This window comes from Acidovorax sp. LjRoot118 (assembly GCF_964253575.1).
Taxonomy (GTDB): domain Bacteria; phylum Pseudomonadota; class Gammaproteobacteria; order Burkholderiales; family Burkholderiaceae_C; genus Acidovorax.
Genome location: NZ_CAXURB020000001.1, coordinates 4599573 through 4614428 on the forward strand (window position 1 = coordinate 4599573; position 14856 = coordinate 4614428).

A 14856-nucleotide genomic window follows, 5' to 3' on the forward strand; every position below is an offset into this window, starting at 1 on the left:
GCTCCCAGCACCTGCTGCCCACCCCTGCCCTGCCACCCCATCGCCGATTTCCCCAAGATGCCATCCTCCACGCCGACTCCCACCAGCCGACCGGCCCGCTACACCCACACCGCCATGCTGATGCACTGGGTGCTGGGCCTGGCCCTGATCGGTGCCTTCTGCGTCGGCCTGTACATGACCAGCCTGCCGTTCTCACCAGCACGGCTGAAGCTCTACAACTGGCACAAGTGGGCCGGGGTCACCATCCTCACGCTGTCGGTGCTGCGCATCATCTGGCGCCTGACGCACCGCCCCCCGGCCCTGCCCGCCGCCATGGTGCAGTCCATGCCGCGCTGGCAGGCGCTGGCGCACCACGCCACGCACGGCCTGCTGTACGCGCTGTTCCTGGCCGTGCCGCTGATCGGCTGGGCCTACAGCTCGGCGGCGGGCTTCCCCATCGTGTTCCTGGGCCTGTGGCAATTGCCTGATTTTGTGCCCGTGAGCAAGGAGCTGGCCGAGGCCATCAAGCCCTGGCACCAGTACACCGCCTTTGCCATGGCCGGGCTGGTGGTGCTGCACGTGGCCGCCGCCCTCAAGCACCAGTTCATCGACCGGGACGGCCTCATCGGCCGCATGCTGCCCGGCCCGCGCTGAGCCCCCGCCCCAGCCCTCCGCCCTCTTCCTTGTTCTTCCGCACCGATTTTTCAGGAGCCTTCATGCAAGCATCTTCCTTCGTCTCGAGCCTTGTGCTGGGCGCCGCCGTGCTGGCTGCACCGTCCGCCTTCGCGCAGCAGCAACTGGTCCCCGCACAGAGCGAGGTGCAGTTCACCGCGCGCCAGATGGGCGTGCCGCTCGAAGGCCATTTCAAGAAGTTCGATGCCAAGGTGGCGTTCGACCCGGCCAAGCCCGACACCAGCAAGATCAGCTTCACCGTGGACACCGGCAGCGCCACGCTGGGCTCGCGCGAGACCGATGCCGAATTGCCCAAGCCCACCTGGTTCAACGTGCCCAAGTTCCCCCAGGCAGTGTTCGAATCCACCACCATCAAGGCGCTGGGCGGCGGCAAGTTCGAAGTGGCCGGCAAGCTCACCATCAAGGGCAATGCGCAGAACGTGGTCGTGCCCGTGGCGCTGGCCCAGAGCGGTGCCACCACCACGGCCACCGGCACCCTGCCCATCAAGCGCCTGGCCTTCAAGATCGGCGAGAACGAATGGGCCGACACCTCCATGGTGGCCGATGACGTGACCGTCAAGTTCAAGCTGGCGCTCACGGGCGTGGGCAAGCTCTGATCGCCCTGCACCCTCCCTTTTCCGCGTTCCCTTTCCCTGTTCCCTTGATCCTTCCTTTTTCAGGAGTTGTTTACATGCGCAAGTCTTCGTTCGCCCTGCTCGCACTGGCCGCAGCCGCCGTTCTGTCCACGGGCGCAGCCCAGGCCCAGAGCGCCGCCTACGCCATCGATCCGACGCACACCTTCGTGACGTTCGAGATCAGCCACTTCGGCGCAACGACCAACCGCGGCCGCTTCGACAAGAAGGAAGGCACTGTGCAGTTCGACCGCGCCGGCAAGACCGGCAAGGTGGAGATCACCGTGGACACCACCTCGATCAACTCGGGCACGCCCCCGTTCGACAAGCACCTGCAAAGCGCTGACCTGTTCAACGCCGCCAAGTACCCGACCATCAAGTTCGTGTCCGACAAGTTCACCTTCAACGGCGACAAGGTCAGCGAAGTGGCCGGCCAGCTGACGCTGCTGGACAAGACCCTGCCCGTGACCCTGAAGGCCACGCAGTTCAACTGCTACCAGAGCCCCATGCTCAAGCGTGAAGTCTGCGGTGGCGACTTCGAAGCCACCATCGACCGCACCCAGTGGGGCCTGAACTACGGCGTGGAATGGGGTTTCCCCAAGAACGTGCGCCTGGTGGTGCAGATCGAAGCCATCAAGCAGTAATCCACAACGGGCCTTCTGGTCCGCACAAGCCACCCGCGGCACGGCCACGGGTGGCTTTTTTCATGCCAGGCGTGCATCGAGCCGCCAGCCTTCGGCATGCCATGCCCAGACATGCGTGGGCGCCAGCGCCGCCAGGAAATGCAGGTCGTGCGACACCACCAGCAGCGCACCGGTGAAGCCCTGCAGCGCCACCTGCAAGGCCTCCGCCGAGGCCAGGTCCAGGTGGTTGGTCGGCTCGTCCAGCAGCAGCATCTGCGCTGGCTCGCCGCACCACAGCGCGCAGGCCAGCGCGGCCTTGATGCGCTCGCCACCGCTGAGCACCCCGGCGGGCCGCTGCACGCGGTCTGCATCCAGGCCCAGTTGCGCCAGGCGCGTGCGCAGCGTGGCCTCGGGCAGGGGTGAGCCGAGTTCGGCCAGGCGCTGCAGCACGCTTGCGGACGGCGGTAGCAGCTGCGCGTTGTGCTGGTCCAGCCAGGCCGCGCGCACGCCGCGCACCACGCGGCCCGAAGCGGGCGCCACCTGCCCGGCCACCAGGCGCAGCAGGGTACTCTTGCCACAGCCGTTGGGCCCGGTGATGGCAATGCGCGCGGGGCCGCTCCAGACCCCGTCGAGGGCAGGCAGCCCCTGGGGAGCAAACGGTGCGCGCACCTGTTCCAGCGCCAGCACCTGCTTGCCGCAGGGCACGCTGCTTTCGGGCAGGGCGAGTGCCACGGGTGCCTGCTGTGGCGCCTGGCGGGCGGCATCGCGCACGGCTGCATCCAGCTTATCGCGCGCCTGCCGCTGGCGTTCGTGCTCGTTTCCGGCATGGGCTTCGGCGCTGTTCTTCATGCGGCCCAGCAGGATGGGAGCCAGGTTGGCTGTGCGCCCCACCCGGCGCCCCTGCGCGGTGCGGCGCTGCTGCGCCTCGTGCTCGCGCTGCAACGCCTTCTTGCCCCGGTCGCGCTCGGTGCGTGCATGGTCGAGCGTCGCCTGCGCGGCCGCCCGCTCCTGCGCACGCTGCGCGGCGTACAGCGCCCAGTTGCCTCCGTAGCGGCGCAGCCCGGCGGGCGACAGCTCCACGATGGTGTCGACCATGCCGAGCAGTTCACGGTCATGGCTGGCCACGACCACAGCGCCCTGGCGCGTGGCCACCTGGTCCAGCAGCCAGCAGCGGGCACCACGGTCCAGGTGGTTGGTGGGCTCGTCGAGCACCAGCACCTCAGCGTCGCAGACGAAGGCCCCCGCCAGCGCCACGCGCATGCGCTCGCCGCCGCTCAGCCGGGTCGCATCGCCATCGCTTGGCAGATGCCCCAGGTCCAGCGCCTGCAGGGCGCGCTGCCAGCGCGCAGGCAGGTCCCACTGGCCATCGGCCCGCAGCAGGTCCTCGGGCGTTCCCTGGCCCGCCTCCAGGCGCTCCAGCGCACGCAGCACGGGTGCCAGGCCCGCAAGGTCGGCCACCGTGCTGCCGGGGGCTCCCCGCACCTCCTGCGCCACGGCCTGCAGGCGCGCGTCGCGCAACACCGTGCCCGCAGTCGGCTGCAGCCGGCCCAGCAGCAGTTGCAGAAACACGCTCTTGCCCACGCCATTGGCACCCACGATGCCGGTGGTGCCGGCGCCCACGGCCATGTCGAGGGGCTGGCGCCACAAGGGCTGCCCATCGGGCAGCGCCCAGACAACGCGCTGGAACTGGAGCGAAAAAGAAGAAGAGAAAAAGGAAGCAGAAGCGACAGCAGCCCTGCTGTCGCCCCGGGCGCGATGGCCCGGATGGTTGGTCGTCGCCATGCCTGAGAACTCCACGGTCACCATCAAGCCGCACCTGCGCAAAAAGGCAGGAGCGGAACAGCGTGAAAGTGGCTTACAGGCGCATCGGTGAAAACACCCCGGGAGGTTGGCGAGAGGCGCAATGTACCGCAAATAACCGCGCCTTCAAAATTCCCTTTACGTAAATTGATTACGAATAGTAGAATTTCTACATCGACACCCGCATGGACCCAAGGAGACAACCGCATGAATGCCGTTCTGAAGCCCGATCTCGCCAGCCTGCCCGCACCTGCCGCCTTCCAGCAGCTGCACCACTACGCCTACAAGGCGCGCGACGCGGAGGAAACACGCCAGTTCTACGAGGACATCCTGGGCCTGCCGCTGTACCACATCATCCAGAGCGACCACGTGCCCAGCACGGGCGAGTACTGCCCCTACACGCACTTCTTCTTCCGCCTGAAGGACGGCTCGTTCATCGCCTTCTTCGACCTGGGCGACGACGTGAAGGCCGAGCCCTCGCCCAACACGCCGCTGTGGGTCAACCACATTTCGTTCCGCGTGGACACGGTGCAGGAACTGCAGAACACCAAGGAGCGCCTGGAGGCCTTCGGCATCGAGGTGCTCGGCGTGACCGACCACCACATCTTCAAGAGCATCTATTTCTTCGACCCCAACGGCATCCGCCTGGAGCTCACTGCCCAGCTGGCCGACGCCAACGCCATGGCCAAGGACAGCACCGTGGCGCATGCGCGCCTGAAGGAGTGGACGGCGCGCAAGGAGCAGTGGCGCAAGGAGCGCGCCGAAGGCAAGGCGGCCGAGCCGCTCAAGCCCCAGGCCAACGACCGGCCTGAATTCGCCAAGGGCTAAGAGGCTGAACCGCTGCCCCAGTAAAAAAGGCGCCGCCCTTGCGGGCGGCGCCTTTTGCATTTTCTTGTGCCGGCCAGTGGCTACACCGCATCCAGCTCGGCCAGCAGGTCGCTGGTCGTGGCGGCCTCCAGCAGCGCCCGGGTGTAGGGCTGCTGCGGCCGGTCGAAGATGTCGGCCACGCTGCCCTCTTCGACGATGCGGCCGTTCTCCATCACGATGATGCGATCGGCGATCTCGGACACTACCGCCAGGTTGTGCGAGATGAACAGGCAGCCGAAGCCGCGCTCGGCCTGCAGGCGCCGCAGCAGCGCCAGCACCTGCTTCTGGATGGTCATGTCCAGCGCCGAGACGGGCTCGTCGGCCACCACGAAGGCGGGCTTGCGCACCAGCGCGCGCGCAATCGCCACGCGCTGGCGCTGGCCGCCCGACAGGGCGTGCGGGTAGCGCTCGCCAAAGCCGGCAAGCCCCACCTCGGCCAGCATGGCGTCCACCGAGGCCTGCAGCGCCTCGCGCGTGAGCGGCGGGCCGTGGCGCAGCGGCTCGGCCACGATATCGCGCACGCGCTGGCGCGGGTCGAGCGAGGAGTACGGGTCCTGAAACACCAGTTGGCAGGCCAGGCGGAAGTCGCGCCGCCCTGCCGCATCGGCCTGGCCCAGCGGCGTGCCGCGAAAGCACACATCGCCACCCGCCACGGGCAACAGGCCGATCATGGCGCGGCCCAGCGTGGTCTTGCCTGAGCCCGACCCCCCGACCACGGCCACCACCTCGCCGGGCTGGATGGCCAGCGACACACCGCGCACCGCCAGCTTGGGCGTCGCCTTGGACAGCCAGCCCTGGCGCGCACCGGGAAAGCTCACATGCACGTCCTTGGCCTCGATCAGCGGTGCCTGCACGGGTCGCGCCGGGCGCTGGGCGCTGCGCTGGGGCAGCGCAGCGATGAGGCTCTTGGTGTAGGCCTGGCGCGGCGCGGTCAGCACGCTGCGCACGGGGCCGGCCTCGACGAGCCGGCCTTTTTCGAGCACCACCACCGATTGCGCGTAGCGCGCCACCAGTCCCAGGTCGTGCGTGATCAGCAGCACCGCCGTGCCCTCGGTGCGCGTGAGCTCGGCCATGATCTCCATCACCTCGCGCTGGCTCAGCGAATCGAGCGCCGTGGTGGGTTCGTCGGCGATCAACAGGCGCGGTTTGAGCAGCATGACCGAGGCCAGCATGATGCGCTGGCGCATGCCGCCCGAGAACTGGTGCGGGTAGGCAGCCAGGCAGCGCTCGGGGTCGGCGATCTGCACGCGGCGCAGCATGGCGATGGCGCGCTCGCGTGCCTGGGCTACGCTCAGCCGCTCGTGCAGGCGCAAGCCTTCGAAGAGCTGCTCGGCAATGGTCATCGCCGGGTTGAGCGAGACCATGGGCTCCTGGAACACCATGCCCACGTCGCAGCCGCGCAGCGCGCGCAAGGCGTTCGCCGACATGGTCCCCACATCACGCCCCTGCAGCAGCACGCTGCCGCCGCTCTGGCGCACCTGGGGCGGCAGCAGGCCGAGCACGGCGCGCCCGGCCATGGTCTTGCCGCTGCCCGATTCGCCCACCAGGGCCACCACGCCGCCGGCGGGCACGTCAAACGAAACGGCGTCCAGCAGCGGACGGACGTGGGGGCCATGCACCGTGAGCTCACGCACGGACAGCAGCGGCAGCGGGTTCTTCTCGGTCGTCATGTCGGTTCTTTCCGCCAAGGGGTAGGACGATGGCCGCATCAGCGGTGCTCCATGCGCGGGTCGAGCCAGTCGCGCAGCGCGTCGCCCAGCAGGTTCACGCCGAGCAGGGTGAGCGCGATGCAGGCACCGGGCGCAATGCCCAGCCAGGCGGCGGTCTCGATGTAGGGTCGGCCCGAGGCCAGCATGTTGCCCCAGGTGGGTGCCGGTGGCGGCACGCCCAGGCCCAGAAAGCTGAGCGCGCTCTCGGCCAGGATGACCCAGCCGAACATGGAGGTGGCCAGCACCACCAGGGGCGCCACGCAGTTGGGCAGGATGTGCGCGAACACCGTGCGCAGGCCGGAGTTGCCGATGACCTCGGAGGCCTCGATGTACTCCTTCTCGCGCAGCGAGAGCACCGAGCCGCGCACCACGCGCACTGCGGTGGGCGCATAGGCCAGGCCCAGCGCGACGATGATGCCCCACTGGTTGGCGCCCACGATGACCATCACCCCGAGGGCCAGCAGGATGCCGGGGAAGGCCAGCATGGCGTCGTTGAAGACCATCAGCACCCGGTCCAGCCAGCCGCGGAAGTAGCCAGCCACGAGGCCGATCACCACGCCCAGCCCCAGAGCCAGCGCCACGGTCAGCCCGGCCACCAGCAGGCTGGTGCCGGCCCCGGCCATCAGGCGCGAAAGGATGTCGCGGCCAAACTCATCGGTGCCCAGCAGGTAGGCGCCCGAGGGCGGCTGCAGCCGCTGGCGCAGCGCCACACCCATGGGGTTGTAGGGCGTCCAGAACACCGACAGCAAGGCCATGGCGCCCACCAGGGACACCAGCACGCTGCCGACCAGGGCATTCGTGCGCAAACGTTGGAGAAAGCGCTTCATCATCATGACGCGGACACCCGGGGATCGAACAGGGGATAGCACAGGTCCACCACGAGGTTGACGAGCACGTAGATGGCGGCCGTGAACAGCAGGCAGCCCTGCACCACGGGGTAGTCGCGCGCAAAGATCGCATCCACCAGCAGGCGGCCCAGGCCCGGCAACGTGAACACCGTCTCCAGCACCGCGATGCCGCCCAAGAGGTTACCGAGTACCAGGCCGATCATGGTCCAGGTGGGCGCAAACGCATTGGGCAGCACGTGGCGCAGCAGCACCCGCCGCTCCGACAGGCCTTTGGCCCGCGCATGCGTCACGTACTCCAGGCGCAGCACCTCCACCGCGCTGGCGCGCGCCATGCGGGTCAGGATACCCAGCTCGATCAGCGCCAGCGTGATGGTCGGCAGGATGAGGAAGGTCAGCGCCGAGCGCCAGTCCTCGCTGAAGGGCACGTAGCCCACCACCGGCACCAGCCCGAGCTTGAGCCCGACGAAGAGCAGCAGCAGCAGGCCCAGCCAGAAGCTCGGGATGGACAGGAAGAACGTGGCGGCGGCCACCACCATGGTGTCGAGCACGCTGTTCTGCTTCCACGCGGCCAGGAGGCCTGCGGGCACGGCCAGCAGCGCGGCCAGGGCTACCGCCACGAGCACGATGGCGGCGCTTACCTGGAAGCGTTCGAGCAGCAGCGGCAGCACGGCCTCGCCACTGGTGATGGAGTGGCCCAGGTCGCCCTGCAGCATCTTGCCCAGCCACAGCGTGAACTGCACGGGGATGGGCCGGTCGAGCCCGAACTGGGCATGCAGGTCGGCCAGTTGCTCGGGTGTGGCACTGTCACCCAGGATGAGCAACGCCGGATCGCCGGGCACCAGCCGCATGAGCACGAAGACCATCAGGCTCACGAGAAAGAGGGTCGGCAGCGTCCACAGCAGGCGCCGGCCGACGTAGAGGGGAAAGGAGGAACCCATGGTGTGCGTACCAGGTCAGCAGGCCATCGGCTTCACGGAGCGCGCAGCGCCACGCCCCAGGCACGCGGTGTGCCCAGCGCCCAGCCCTTGTAACCCCTGGCGTACGAGCGGGCGGCGCTGGTGTTCACAGCCGAGTACATGAAGATCGCGGGTACGTCCTCGCGCATGCGGGCTTCGAGCTTGTCGAACAGGGCCTGGCGCTGGGCTGCGTCGCTGGTCTCCATGCTCTTGGCCAGCAGTTCGTGGGCCAGGGGTTCGTCCCACACCTTGCGCGGCTGCTTGTCCTTGGGGCCGGTCACCATCTCGTACGAGAGCGCCGGATCCAGCCGGGCCGAGAAGGTGAAGGCCATGGCCTGGTAGTTGCCCTTGGTGTAGCGATCGAGCAGCGTGGCCCAGTCGAGCACTTCCACTTCGGCCTTGATGCCGGCCTCCTGCACCATGGCCTGGGTCAGCACGGCGATGTTGAACACGCTGTTGTAGCGCTTGGTGGCCAGGATCTTGATGGGCTCGCCCTTGTAGCCGGCCTCGGCCAGCAGCTTTTTGGCCAGCGCCAGGTTGCGCGGCGGCACCGCAGCCTGCGGCTTCTTGTAGAAGGCGCTGGGCGTGGGCACGACCGAGCGGCTGGGCGGGGCATTGCCCGAGGTGACGGCGGCCACCAGCTCGGGCATGTCCAGCGCGAGCGCGATGGCGCGGCGGATGCGCGCATCCTTGAGCGGCGGGTCGCGCGTCTGGAACAGCAGGCCCTGCACGTTCATGGTGGCCTGGGTCTCCATCAGCACATCCTTGCGGCCCTTGTACTCGGCCATGTCCTCGTCGTTGATGTCGTAGTTCAGGTCGATGCCGCCCGAGAACAGCGCCGCCTTGGCCGCCGAGGCATCGGGGATGATGACGAAGCGCACCTTAGGCGTCTCGGCGATCTTGGCGCCAGTGTTGCCATCGCGCGGGCCGGGCAGCGCCGCATAGCCGTCATTGCGCAACAGCTCGATGTACTGGCCGCGCTTCCACTCGCCCAGCTTGTAGGGGCCGGTGGCCACGGGCTCGCGCCACTTGCCGTCGACTTCGAGCGAGCTGCGGTGGTAGATGCCCGTGCCGCCGCAGTCCACGCGCGCCAGCGTCGCCAGGAACAGGGCCGAGGGCTTGTCCAGCGTGTAGACCACGGTGGCCGCATCGGGCGCATCCACCTTGACCACCTTGGCCAGGCCGCGCCCGTCGAACTCGGCCAGGCAGCGCCAGTTGTTGGCGGGGGTCATGTAGCGGTTCCAGGCAAACACCACGTCATCGGCCGTGAGCGGAGCCCCGTTGTGGAACTTGACGCCCTGGCGCAGCTTGAAGGTGTAGGTCTTGCCGTCCGCCGAGGTCGCGACCGACTGGGCCAGCAGCGGCGCCACGGAAGCGTCCTCGCGGTAGGCCACCAGGCCCTCCAGCACGTGCATCATCACCGCGTCGGTGTTGTTGTCGCGGTTGACGCCGGGGTCGGTGGAGCGGATGTCGGCATTCAGGCGGATGCGCAGGGTATCGGCCTGCGGCTGGGCCTGGGCCAGGCCAACCGCGCAGAAGCCGGCGAGCAGGGCCAGGCCTTGGGACAGCCAGCGCGAGGGAGCAGTAGTCATCTCGGGGTCCTTTCTTCGTGGGGCAAGCGAACGCGCTCAGGCCAGCGCCAGGTGGCGTTCCAGGTCCAGGCGGTACGCCTCAAAGCGGCGGCTGAGCGCGGGCAGCATGGCGACTTCCATCTCACCGAGGGCCGGCTCCATCACCACCATGGCCACCGTGGCCGAGAGGTTGCTGCTGGAGTTGGGGCGCGGCGGGCGGCACACCGACCAGGGCGACTGGAAGTCGTCGAACAGCGCGTTCTTGATGTGCTCGCGGGTGAGCGCGCCGATGTGCGGCTCCACCAGGGCGCGCACGCGCAGGTCGCGGTACAGCGAATCGGGCGTGTTGACGATGCCCATGTCCTTGATCTTGGTCAGCGCAATTGGGCTCTGGAAGTGGTTGGCATGCACGATGACACCGCGCTCGGGGTGGATCTGGAAGGTCTCGTCCGGTGCGCATTCGAAGTCGATGGCCACGCCCGTGGCATGCGAGACCATCACATTGTTGGATGCCGACTTGGGCGTGCAGTACACGATGCGCATGGCCAGGGCCAGTTGCACCTGCTCCAGCGCCTTGCGGCGCAACAGGGCCAGGGGCACGCCGAGCTGGCGGTAGTCACGGTCGGACTCCAGGTAGTTGGCCGTGATGGAGATGCCTGCAGAATTCATGCCCGAGCGCGCCATGCCGCCCGCCTCGGTGAATGTCAGGATGTCCGGGCCGTCGTCGCGCAGCACGCGCAGCACCACGGCGGTCTCGGCGCACTCCGCCTTCCAGTCCCAGTTCTGCGCATGGATCACGCGGCCCGAGGCGGTGGCTTCAGGCATCGCGACCACGCCGGTGCAGCCATCGGGGTCGATCTGCGCGGGCTGGCCCTTGCGGCGCCGGTCGGCGAGCTTGAGGATCTCGGTGCGCGCATTGAGCATCACGATGGCCTCATACGACACACCGGCCCCCTCGGCAATGCCACGCATCTCGTCGAGGTAGGCGGCATCGAAGGCTTCGATGGTGGGCTCGAAAGTCTTCACCAGCGTGCCGATCTCGGGCCAGCCGAGTTGGCTGCCCTCCAGCTGGGTGGAGTAATGTTCGATGCCGCGCAGGATGCGCGCCTTGGCCTGTTCGCCATACTGGCGGCCGCGCTCGCGCGGTGCACCGCGGACCTCGATCAACGGGCAGGAAGGGATGGGCTGGTCGGCGCCCCAAGGGAAAGTCTGGTCCATGGCGATGGGTGGAGTGAGCGATCATTGATCGATGGGCTGAATTGTATTTTGTAGAATAAAAAACATCAACTGTTTCTGACTATGGTTTCTACCCCCCTGCATCTGGAACTGGCAGACCGCATCAGCCGCCTCATCCACGAGGACGGCCTGGCGGCCGGTGCGCGCCTCAACGAAAACCAGCTCGCCGAGCGCCTGGGCGTCTCGCGCACGCCGGTGCGTGCTGCGCTCGACCACCTCGCGCAGCAGGGCTTTGCCGAGCGCAAGCCGCACCGCGGGGTGGAGCTGCTGCGTGTGCCGCCCCTGCCCTCCCCCGCCCGCGATGCGGCCGATGGCAGTGACGAGCTGCTGCGGCGCATTGCCTACGACCGCCAGCATGGCAACCTGGGGGAATACGTCTCCGAAAAGGAGCTGATGGAAGCCTACGAGCTGGGCCGCCCGGCCATCCGCAATGCGCTGGAGCGCCTGGCCGACCTGGGCGCCATCGAGCCCAAGCTCGGCTATGGCTGGCGCTTTGCCACGGGCGCATGGGATGCCAGCGTGCGCCACGAGAGCTACCGCTACCGCATGGTGATCGAGCCGGCCGCGATCCGCGAGCCAGGCTTTGCGCTGCCGCCCGCCTGGGCGTTGGAGATGCGGCGCCAGCACGAGGAGTTCCTGCGCACGCTGTCGGAAGACTCGTCGAGCATCGCCTTCTTCGAGATGAACGCCGCCTTCCATGAGGGCGTGGCCGCCGCATCGGGCAACCGCTTCTTCCACATGGACATCCAGCGCCAGAACCGCCTGCGCCGCCTGTCCAACTACGACTGGAAGTACGGCCCCGAGCGCATGCAGGTGAACTGCCGCGAGCACCTGGAGATGCTCGACCGCCTGCAGGCCGGTGACACGGAGCTGGCCGCCTTGCTGATGCAGCGCCACCTCGACGTGGCCAGCCGCCTGCGCCCGCCGGTTAAATCCACCCCCTGAGTCGCTTCGCGCCTCCGTGCGTCCGCCAGAGGCGGCCGCTCTTCGTTGCCGTCCAAGCTTGCGCGGGGGCGCTGGTTTGGGCCGTGCCAGTTTGAAGCGCGCGGCCTCTGCCAAACGCTCGGCTATATTGATTTTTGTTAAACCAAAAAACATAATAGAGGGCATGCAGGGGCTGGTGCCCGCCATGGCGGCAACGCGGCGCCCTGCCCTTCCCTGTGCAGCACCTACCGAAAGCCCCCATGACTTCCGCCACCCCCTCCAGCGCCCACAACGACGACGCCTTCTGGCTGCCCTTCACCGCCCAGCGCCAGTTCCAGCAGCAGCCCATGCTGTTCACCGCTGCCCAGGGCATGCACTACACCACCGACGACGGACGCCAGGTGCTGGACGCCATGGCCGGCCTGTGGTGCTGCAACGCGGGCCACGGCCAGCCGCGCATCACCGAGGCCATCCGCGAGGCCGCAGGCCGCATGGACTTCGTCTCGTCGTTCAAGATGAGCCACCCGGCCGCCTTCACGCTGGCCCGGCGCATCGCCGACCTGGCGCCGGGCGGCATGGACCATGTGTTCTTCACCAACTCGGGTTCCGAGGCCGTGGACACCGCTCTCAAGATCGCCCGTGCCTACCACCAGGCGCGTGGCGATGCGCGCCGTACGCTGCTGGTGGGCCGTGCCAAGGGCTACCACGGCATGGGCTTTGGCGGCCTCTCGGTGGCCGGGCTCGGGCGCCACAAGCGCGACTTCGGACCGCTGCTGCCCGACACGGCCCACCTGCCCCTGCCGTACGACGCCGATGCGCGCTTCTCGCGCGGCCAGCCCGCCACGGGCGCGCACTACGCGAATGCGCTGGAACAGCTGTTCGTGGTGCACGACCCGGCCACCATCGCGGCCGTGATCGTCGAGCCCGTCACCGGCTCGGGCGGTGTGTACCCGCCACCCGTGGGCTACCTGCAGCGCCTGCGCGAGCTGTGCACGCAGCATGGGATCTTGCTGATCTTCGACGAGGTGATCACCGGCTTTGCGCGCGTGGGCGCCGCCTTCGGGGCCCAGGCCTTCGGCGTCACGCCCGACCTGATCTGCTGTGCCAAGGGCATGACCAACGGCGCCGTGCCCATGGGCGGCGTGGTCGTGGGCAACACGGTCTACGACGCCTTCATGCGGGGCTCTTCAAGCGTGATCGAGCTGTTCCACGGCTACACCTATTCGGCCCACCCGCTGGCCTGCGCGGCTGGCCTGGCCACGCTGGACGTGCACGAGGAGCTCGGCCTGGCCGCGCGCGTGCAGGCCATCGCCCCGGTGTGGGAAGCCGCCCTGCACGGCCTGCGCGACGCGCCGCACGTGGCCGATGTGCGCAACATCGGCCTGCTCGGTGCGGTGGACCTGGCATCGCGCCCAGCCGCTGCCGGCGCGCGCGGCAATGCCGTGCATGTGGCCTGTTTCGAGGCGGGCGTGCTGGTGCGCAACTCGGGCGATACGCTGGTGCTCTCGCCCCCGCTGGTGATCAGCGAGGCACAGATCGGCGAGGTGGTGGACAGCATCCGCACCGCCCTGCGGGCCACCGCCTGAAGCGAGCGCCATGCAGCAGCACCTGAATTTCTACATCGATGGCGCCTGGACGCCCGCGCTGGGCACCCGCACGCAGGACGTCGTGGACCCCTTTACCGAGCAGCCCGTGGCGCGCATCGCGCTGGGCGATGCGCGCGACCTGGACCGCGCCGTGGCCGCCGCGCGCCGCGCCTTCCCCGCATGGGCAGCGCACAGCCGCGAGCAGCGGCTGGCCGTGCTGCACGCGGTGATTGCCGCCTACGAGCGCCGCATGGACGAGATTGCCATGGCCATCTCACTCGAGATGGGCGCACCTATCACACTGGCCCGCCAGGCCCATGCAGTGGCCGGCCTGTCGCACCTGCGCCAGACCGCAGAAGTGCTGGTGGGCTATGCCTTCGACGAGGTGGTGAACCGCACCCGCGTGGCGCGCGAACCCATCGGCGTGTGCGGCCTGATCACGCCGTGGAACTGGCCCATGAACCAGATCGCCTGCAAGGTGGCGCCCGCGCTGGCCGCGGGCTGCACCGTGGTGCTCAAGCCCAGCGAGACGGCGCCGCTGTCGGCCCTGCTGTTCGCGCAGGTGCTGCACGAAGCGGGCGTGCCACGCGGCGTGTTCAACCTGGTCAACGGCGACGGGCCGGGCGTGGGCGCAGCCATGGCGGCGCATGCGGACATCGACATGGTTTCCTTCACCGGCTCCACGCGCGCCGGCGTGGCCGTGGCCAAGGCGGCGGCCGACACGGTCAAACGCGTGGCGCAGGAACTGGGCGGCAAGTCGCCCTGCATTGTGGTGGACGGCGTGGACCTGCCGGCCACCATCCGCCAGGCGGCGCTGCAGTGCTTTCGCAACAGCGGGCAGTCGTGCAATGCGCCCACGCGCCTGCTGGTGCCGGGGCACCTGCACGACGCGGCCACGGCCATCGCGGTGGACGTGGCGCAGTCGCTGCGCATGGGCGACCCGCGCGACGCGGCCACCACGCTCGGGCCCGTGGCCAACGCGGTGCAGTACGCCAAGGTGCGCGAGTGCATTGCCAACGGCCTGCACGAAGGGGCCCGACTCGCCACCGGCGGCCTTGCCCAGCCTGCGGGCCTGGAGCAGGGCTATTTCGTGCTGCCCACGGTGTTTGCCAATGTGCGCAACACCATGGCCATTGCGCGCGAGGAGGTCTTCGGCCCGGTGCTCTGCATCCTGCCGTACGGCACCGAGGAAGAGGCCATTGCGATCGCCAACGACACGTCCTACGGCCTGTCGGCCTATGTAAGCGCGCCCGACCTGGCCCACGCCCGCCGCATCGCCCGCAGCCTGCGCGCCGGCATGGTGCACCTCAACGGCGCACGCGCCGACCACGCAGCTCCGTTCGGGGGCTACCGGCAGTCGGGCAATGGGCGCGAGTGGGGGCGCATGGGCTTCGAGGAGTACCTGGAGGCCAAGTCGATGTTCGGGTACGAGGAGTTGGCCGCTTAGGGCCTG

General features: G+C 68.6%; 13 protein-coding genes. 7 read left to right on the forward strand and 6 right to left on the reverse strand.

The genetic code is table 11. From position 1 onward, the window contains the following. Window positions 1–57: 57 nt before the first annotated feature. From ACSQ9E_RS21665 to ACSQ9E_RS21675, 3 genes are all read left to right on the forward strand, one after another. Window positions 58–633: a cytochrome b gene (locus ACSQ9E_RS21665; RefSeq protein WP_436177040.1), complete on the forward strand. Its 576-nt coding sequence runs from the start codon at window positions 58–60 to the stop codon at window positions 631–633. A gap of 62 nt (window positions 634–695) precedes the next feature. After that, window positions 696–1268 (forward strand): YceI family protein, encoded by a 573-nt coding sequence (locus ACSQ9E_RS21670; protein WP_057201278.1) that lies wholly within the window; start codon window positions 696–698, stop codon window positions 1266–1268. 74 nt (window positions 1269–1342) lie between these two features. Then, entirely contained in the window at window positions 1343–1927 is a 585-nt protein-coding gene (locus ACSQ9E_RS21675) for a YceI family protein (protein ID WP_057201279.1), read from the forward strand. A 60-nt stretch (window positions 1928–1987) separates the two neighbouring features. Here ACSQ9E_RS21675 and ACSQ9E_RS21680 read toward each other — a convergent pair whose 3' ends face one another. Next, a complete protein-coding gene (locus ACSQ9E_RS21680) occupies window positions 1988–3688 on the reverse strand; it encodes an ABC-F family ATP-binding cassette domain-containing protein (protein WP_436219169.1) in 1701 nt (566 codons plus the stop codon). A 225-nt stretch (window positions 3689–3913) separates the two neighbouring features. On the opposite strand from ACSQ9E_RS21680, the gene ACSQ9E_RS21685 reads away from it, so the two are divergent. Then, window positions 3914–4534, forward strand: coding sequence for a VOC family protein (locus tag ACSQ9E_RS21685; RefSeq protein ID WP_057264636.1), 621 nt, complete (start codon window positions 3914–3916; stop codon window positions 4532–4534). Between the two features lie 80 nt (window positions 4535–4614). Here ACSQ9E_RS21685 and ACSQ9E_RS21690 read toward each other — a convergent pair whose 3' ends face one another. From ACSQ9E_RS21690 to ACSQ9E_RS21710, 5 genes are read right to left on the reverse strand one after another with little or no spacing between them, the layout of a single operon-like run. Continuing rightward, window positions 4615–6243, reverse strand: a complete 1629-nt coding sequence (locus ACSQ9E_RS21690; protein ID WP_436219170.1) for a dipeptide ABC transporter ATP-binding protein — start codon at window positions 6241–6243, stop codon at window positions 4615–4617. Between the two features lie 38 nt (window positions 6244–6281). Beyond that, window positions 6282–7109, reverse strand: a complete 828-nt coding sequence (locus tag ACSQ9E_RS21695) for an ABC transporter permease (protein ID WP_369819444.1) — start codon at window positions 7107–7109, stop codon at window positions 6282–6284. A gap of 2 nt (window positions 7110–7111) precedes the next feature. After that, entirely contained in the window at window positions 7112–8068 is a 957-nt protein-coding gene (locus tag ACSQ9E_RS21700; protein ID WP_436219171.1) for an ABC transporter permease, read from the reverse strand. 32 nt (window positions 8069–8100) lie between these two features. Beyond that, entirely contained in the window at window positions 8101–9678 is a 1578-nt protein-coding gene (locus tag ACSQ9E_RS21705) for an ABC transporter substrate-binding protein (protein ID WP_436219172.1), read from the reverse strand. Between the two features lie 36 nt (window positions 9679–9714). Then, window positions 9715–10875, reverse strand: coding sequence for a C45 family autoproteolytic acyltransferase/hydolase (locus ACSQ9E_RS21710; RefSeq protein ID WP_436219173.1), 1161 nt, complete (start codon window positions 10873–10875; stop codon window positions 9715–9717). Between the two features lie 81 nt (window positions 10876–10956). Here ACSQ9E_RS21710 and ACSQ9E_RS21715 point away from each other — a divergent pair, with 81 nt between their 5' ends. The 3 genes from ACSQ9E_RS21715 to ACSQ9E_RS21725 all read left to right on the forward strand — a co-directional run bounded on the left by ACSQ9E_RS21715 (window position 10957) and on the right by ACSQ9E_RS21725 (window position 14850). Next, complete coding sequence (locus ACSQ9E_RS21715; protein WP_436219174.1) at window positions 10957–11838, forward strand: GntR family transcriptional regulator; 882 nt, start codon at window positions 10957–10959, stop codon at window positions 11836–11838. A gap of 239 nt (window positions 11839–12077) precedes the next feature. Beyond that, entirely contained in the window at window positions 12078–13403 is a 1326-nt protein-coding gene (locus tag ACSQ9E_RS21720) for an aspartate aminotransferase family protein (RefSeq protein WP_436219175.1), read from the forward strand. Between the two features lie 10 nt (window positions 13404–13413). Further along, on the forward strand, window positions 13414–14850 hold the full coding sequence (locus tag ACSQ9E_RS21725; RefSeq protein WP_436219176.1) for an aldehyde dehydrogenase family protein: 1437 nt from the start codon (window positions 13414–13416) through the stop codon (window positions 14848–14850). Window positions 14851–14856 lie beyond the last annotated feature (6 nt).

What these genes read in the sequence shown, in the direction of transcription:
- ACSQ9E_RS21665 (WP_436177040.1), top strand. Translation starts at nt 58, where the DNA reads ATGCCATCCTCCACGCCGACTCCCACCAGCCGACCGGCCCGCTACACC.
- ACSQ9E_RS21670 (WP_057201278.1), top strand. Translation starts at nt 696, where the DNA reads ATGCAAGCATCTTCCTTCGTCTCGAGCCTTGTGCTGGGCGCCGCCGTG.
- ACSQ9E_RS21675 (WP_057201279.1), top strand. Translation starts at nt 1,343, where the DNA reads ATGCGCAAGTCTTCGTTCGCCCTGCTCGCACTGGCCGCAGCCGCCGTT.
- ACSQ9E_RS21680 (WP_436219169.1), bottom strand. Translation starts at nt 3,688, where the DNA reads ATGGCGACGACCAACCATCCGGGCCATCGCGCCCGGGGCGACAGCAGG.
- ACSQ9E_RS21685 (WP_057264636.1), top strand. Translation starts at nt 3,914, where the DNA reads ATGAATGCCGTTCTGAAGCCCGATCTCGCCAGCCTGCCCGCACCTGCC.
- ACSQ9E_RS21690 (WP_436219170.1), bottom strand. Translation starts at nt 6,243, where the DNA reads ATGACGACCGAGAAGAACCCGCTGCCGCTGCTGTCCGTGCGTGAGCTC.
- ACSQ9E_RS21695 (WP_369819444.1), bottom strand. Translation starts at nt 7,109, where the DNA reads ATGAAGCGCTTTCTCCAACGTTTGCGCACGAATGCCCTGGTCGGCAGC.
- ACSQ9E_RS21700 (WP_436219171.1), bottom strand. Translation starts at nt 8,068, where the DNA reads ATGGGTTCCTCCTTTCCCCTCTACGTCGGCCGGCGCCTGCTGTGGACG.
- ACSQ9E_RS21705 (WP_436219172.1), bottom strand. Translation starts at nt 9,678, where the DNA reads ATGACTACTGCTCCCTCGCGCTGGCTGTCCCAAGGCCTGGCCCTGCTC.
- ACSQ9E_RS21710 (WP_436219173.1), bottom strand. Translation starts at nt 10,875, where the DNA reads ATGGACCAGACTTTCCCTTGGGGCGCCGACCAGCCCATCCCTTCCTGC.
- ACSQ9E_RS21715 (WP_436219174.1), top strand. Translation starts at nt 10,957, where the DNA reads ATGGTTTCTACCCCCCTGCATCTGGAACTGGCAGACCGCATCAGCCGC.
- ACSQ9E_RS21720 (WP_436219175.1), top strand. Translation starts at nt 12,078, where the DNA reads ATGACTTCCGCCACCCCCTCCAGCGCCCACAACGACGACGCCTTCTGG.
- ACSQ9E_RS21725 (WP_436219176.1), top strand. Translation starts at nt 13,414, where the DNA reads ATGCAGCAGCACCTGAATTTCTACATCGATGGCGCCTGGACGCCCGCG.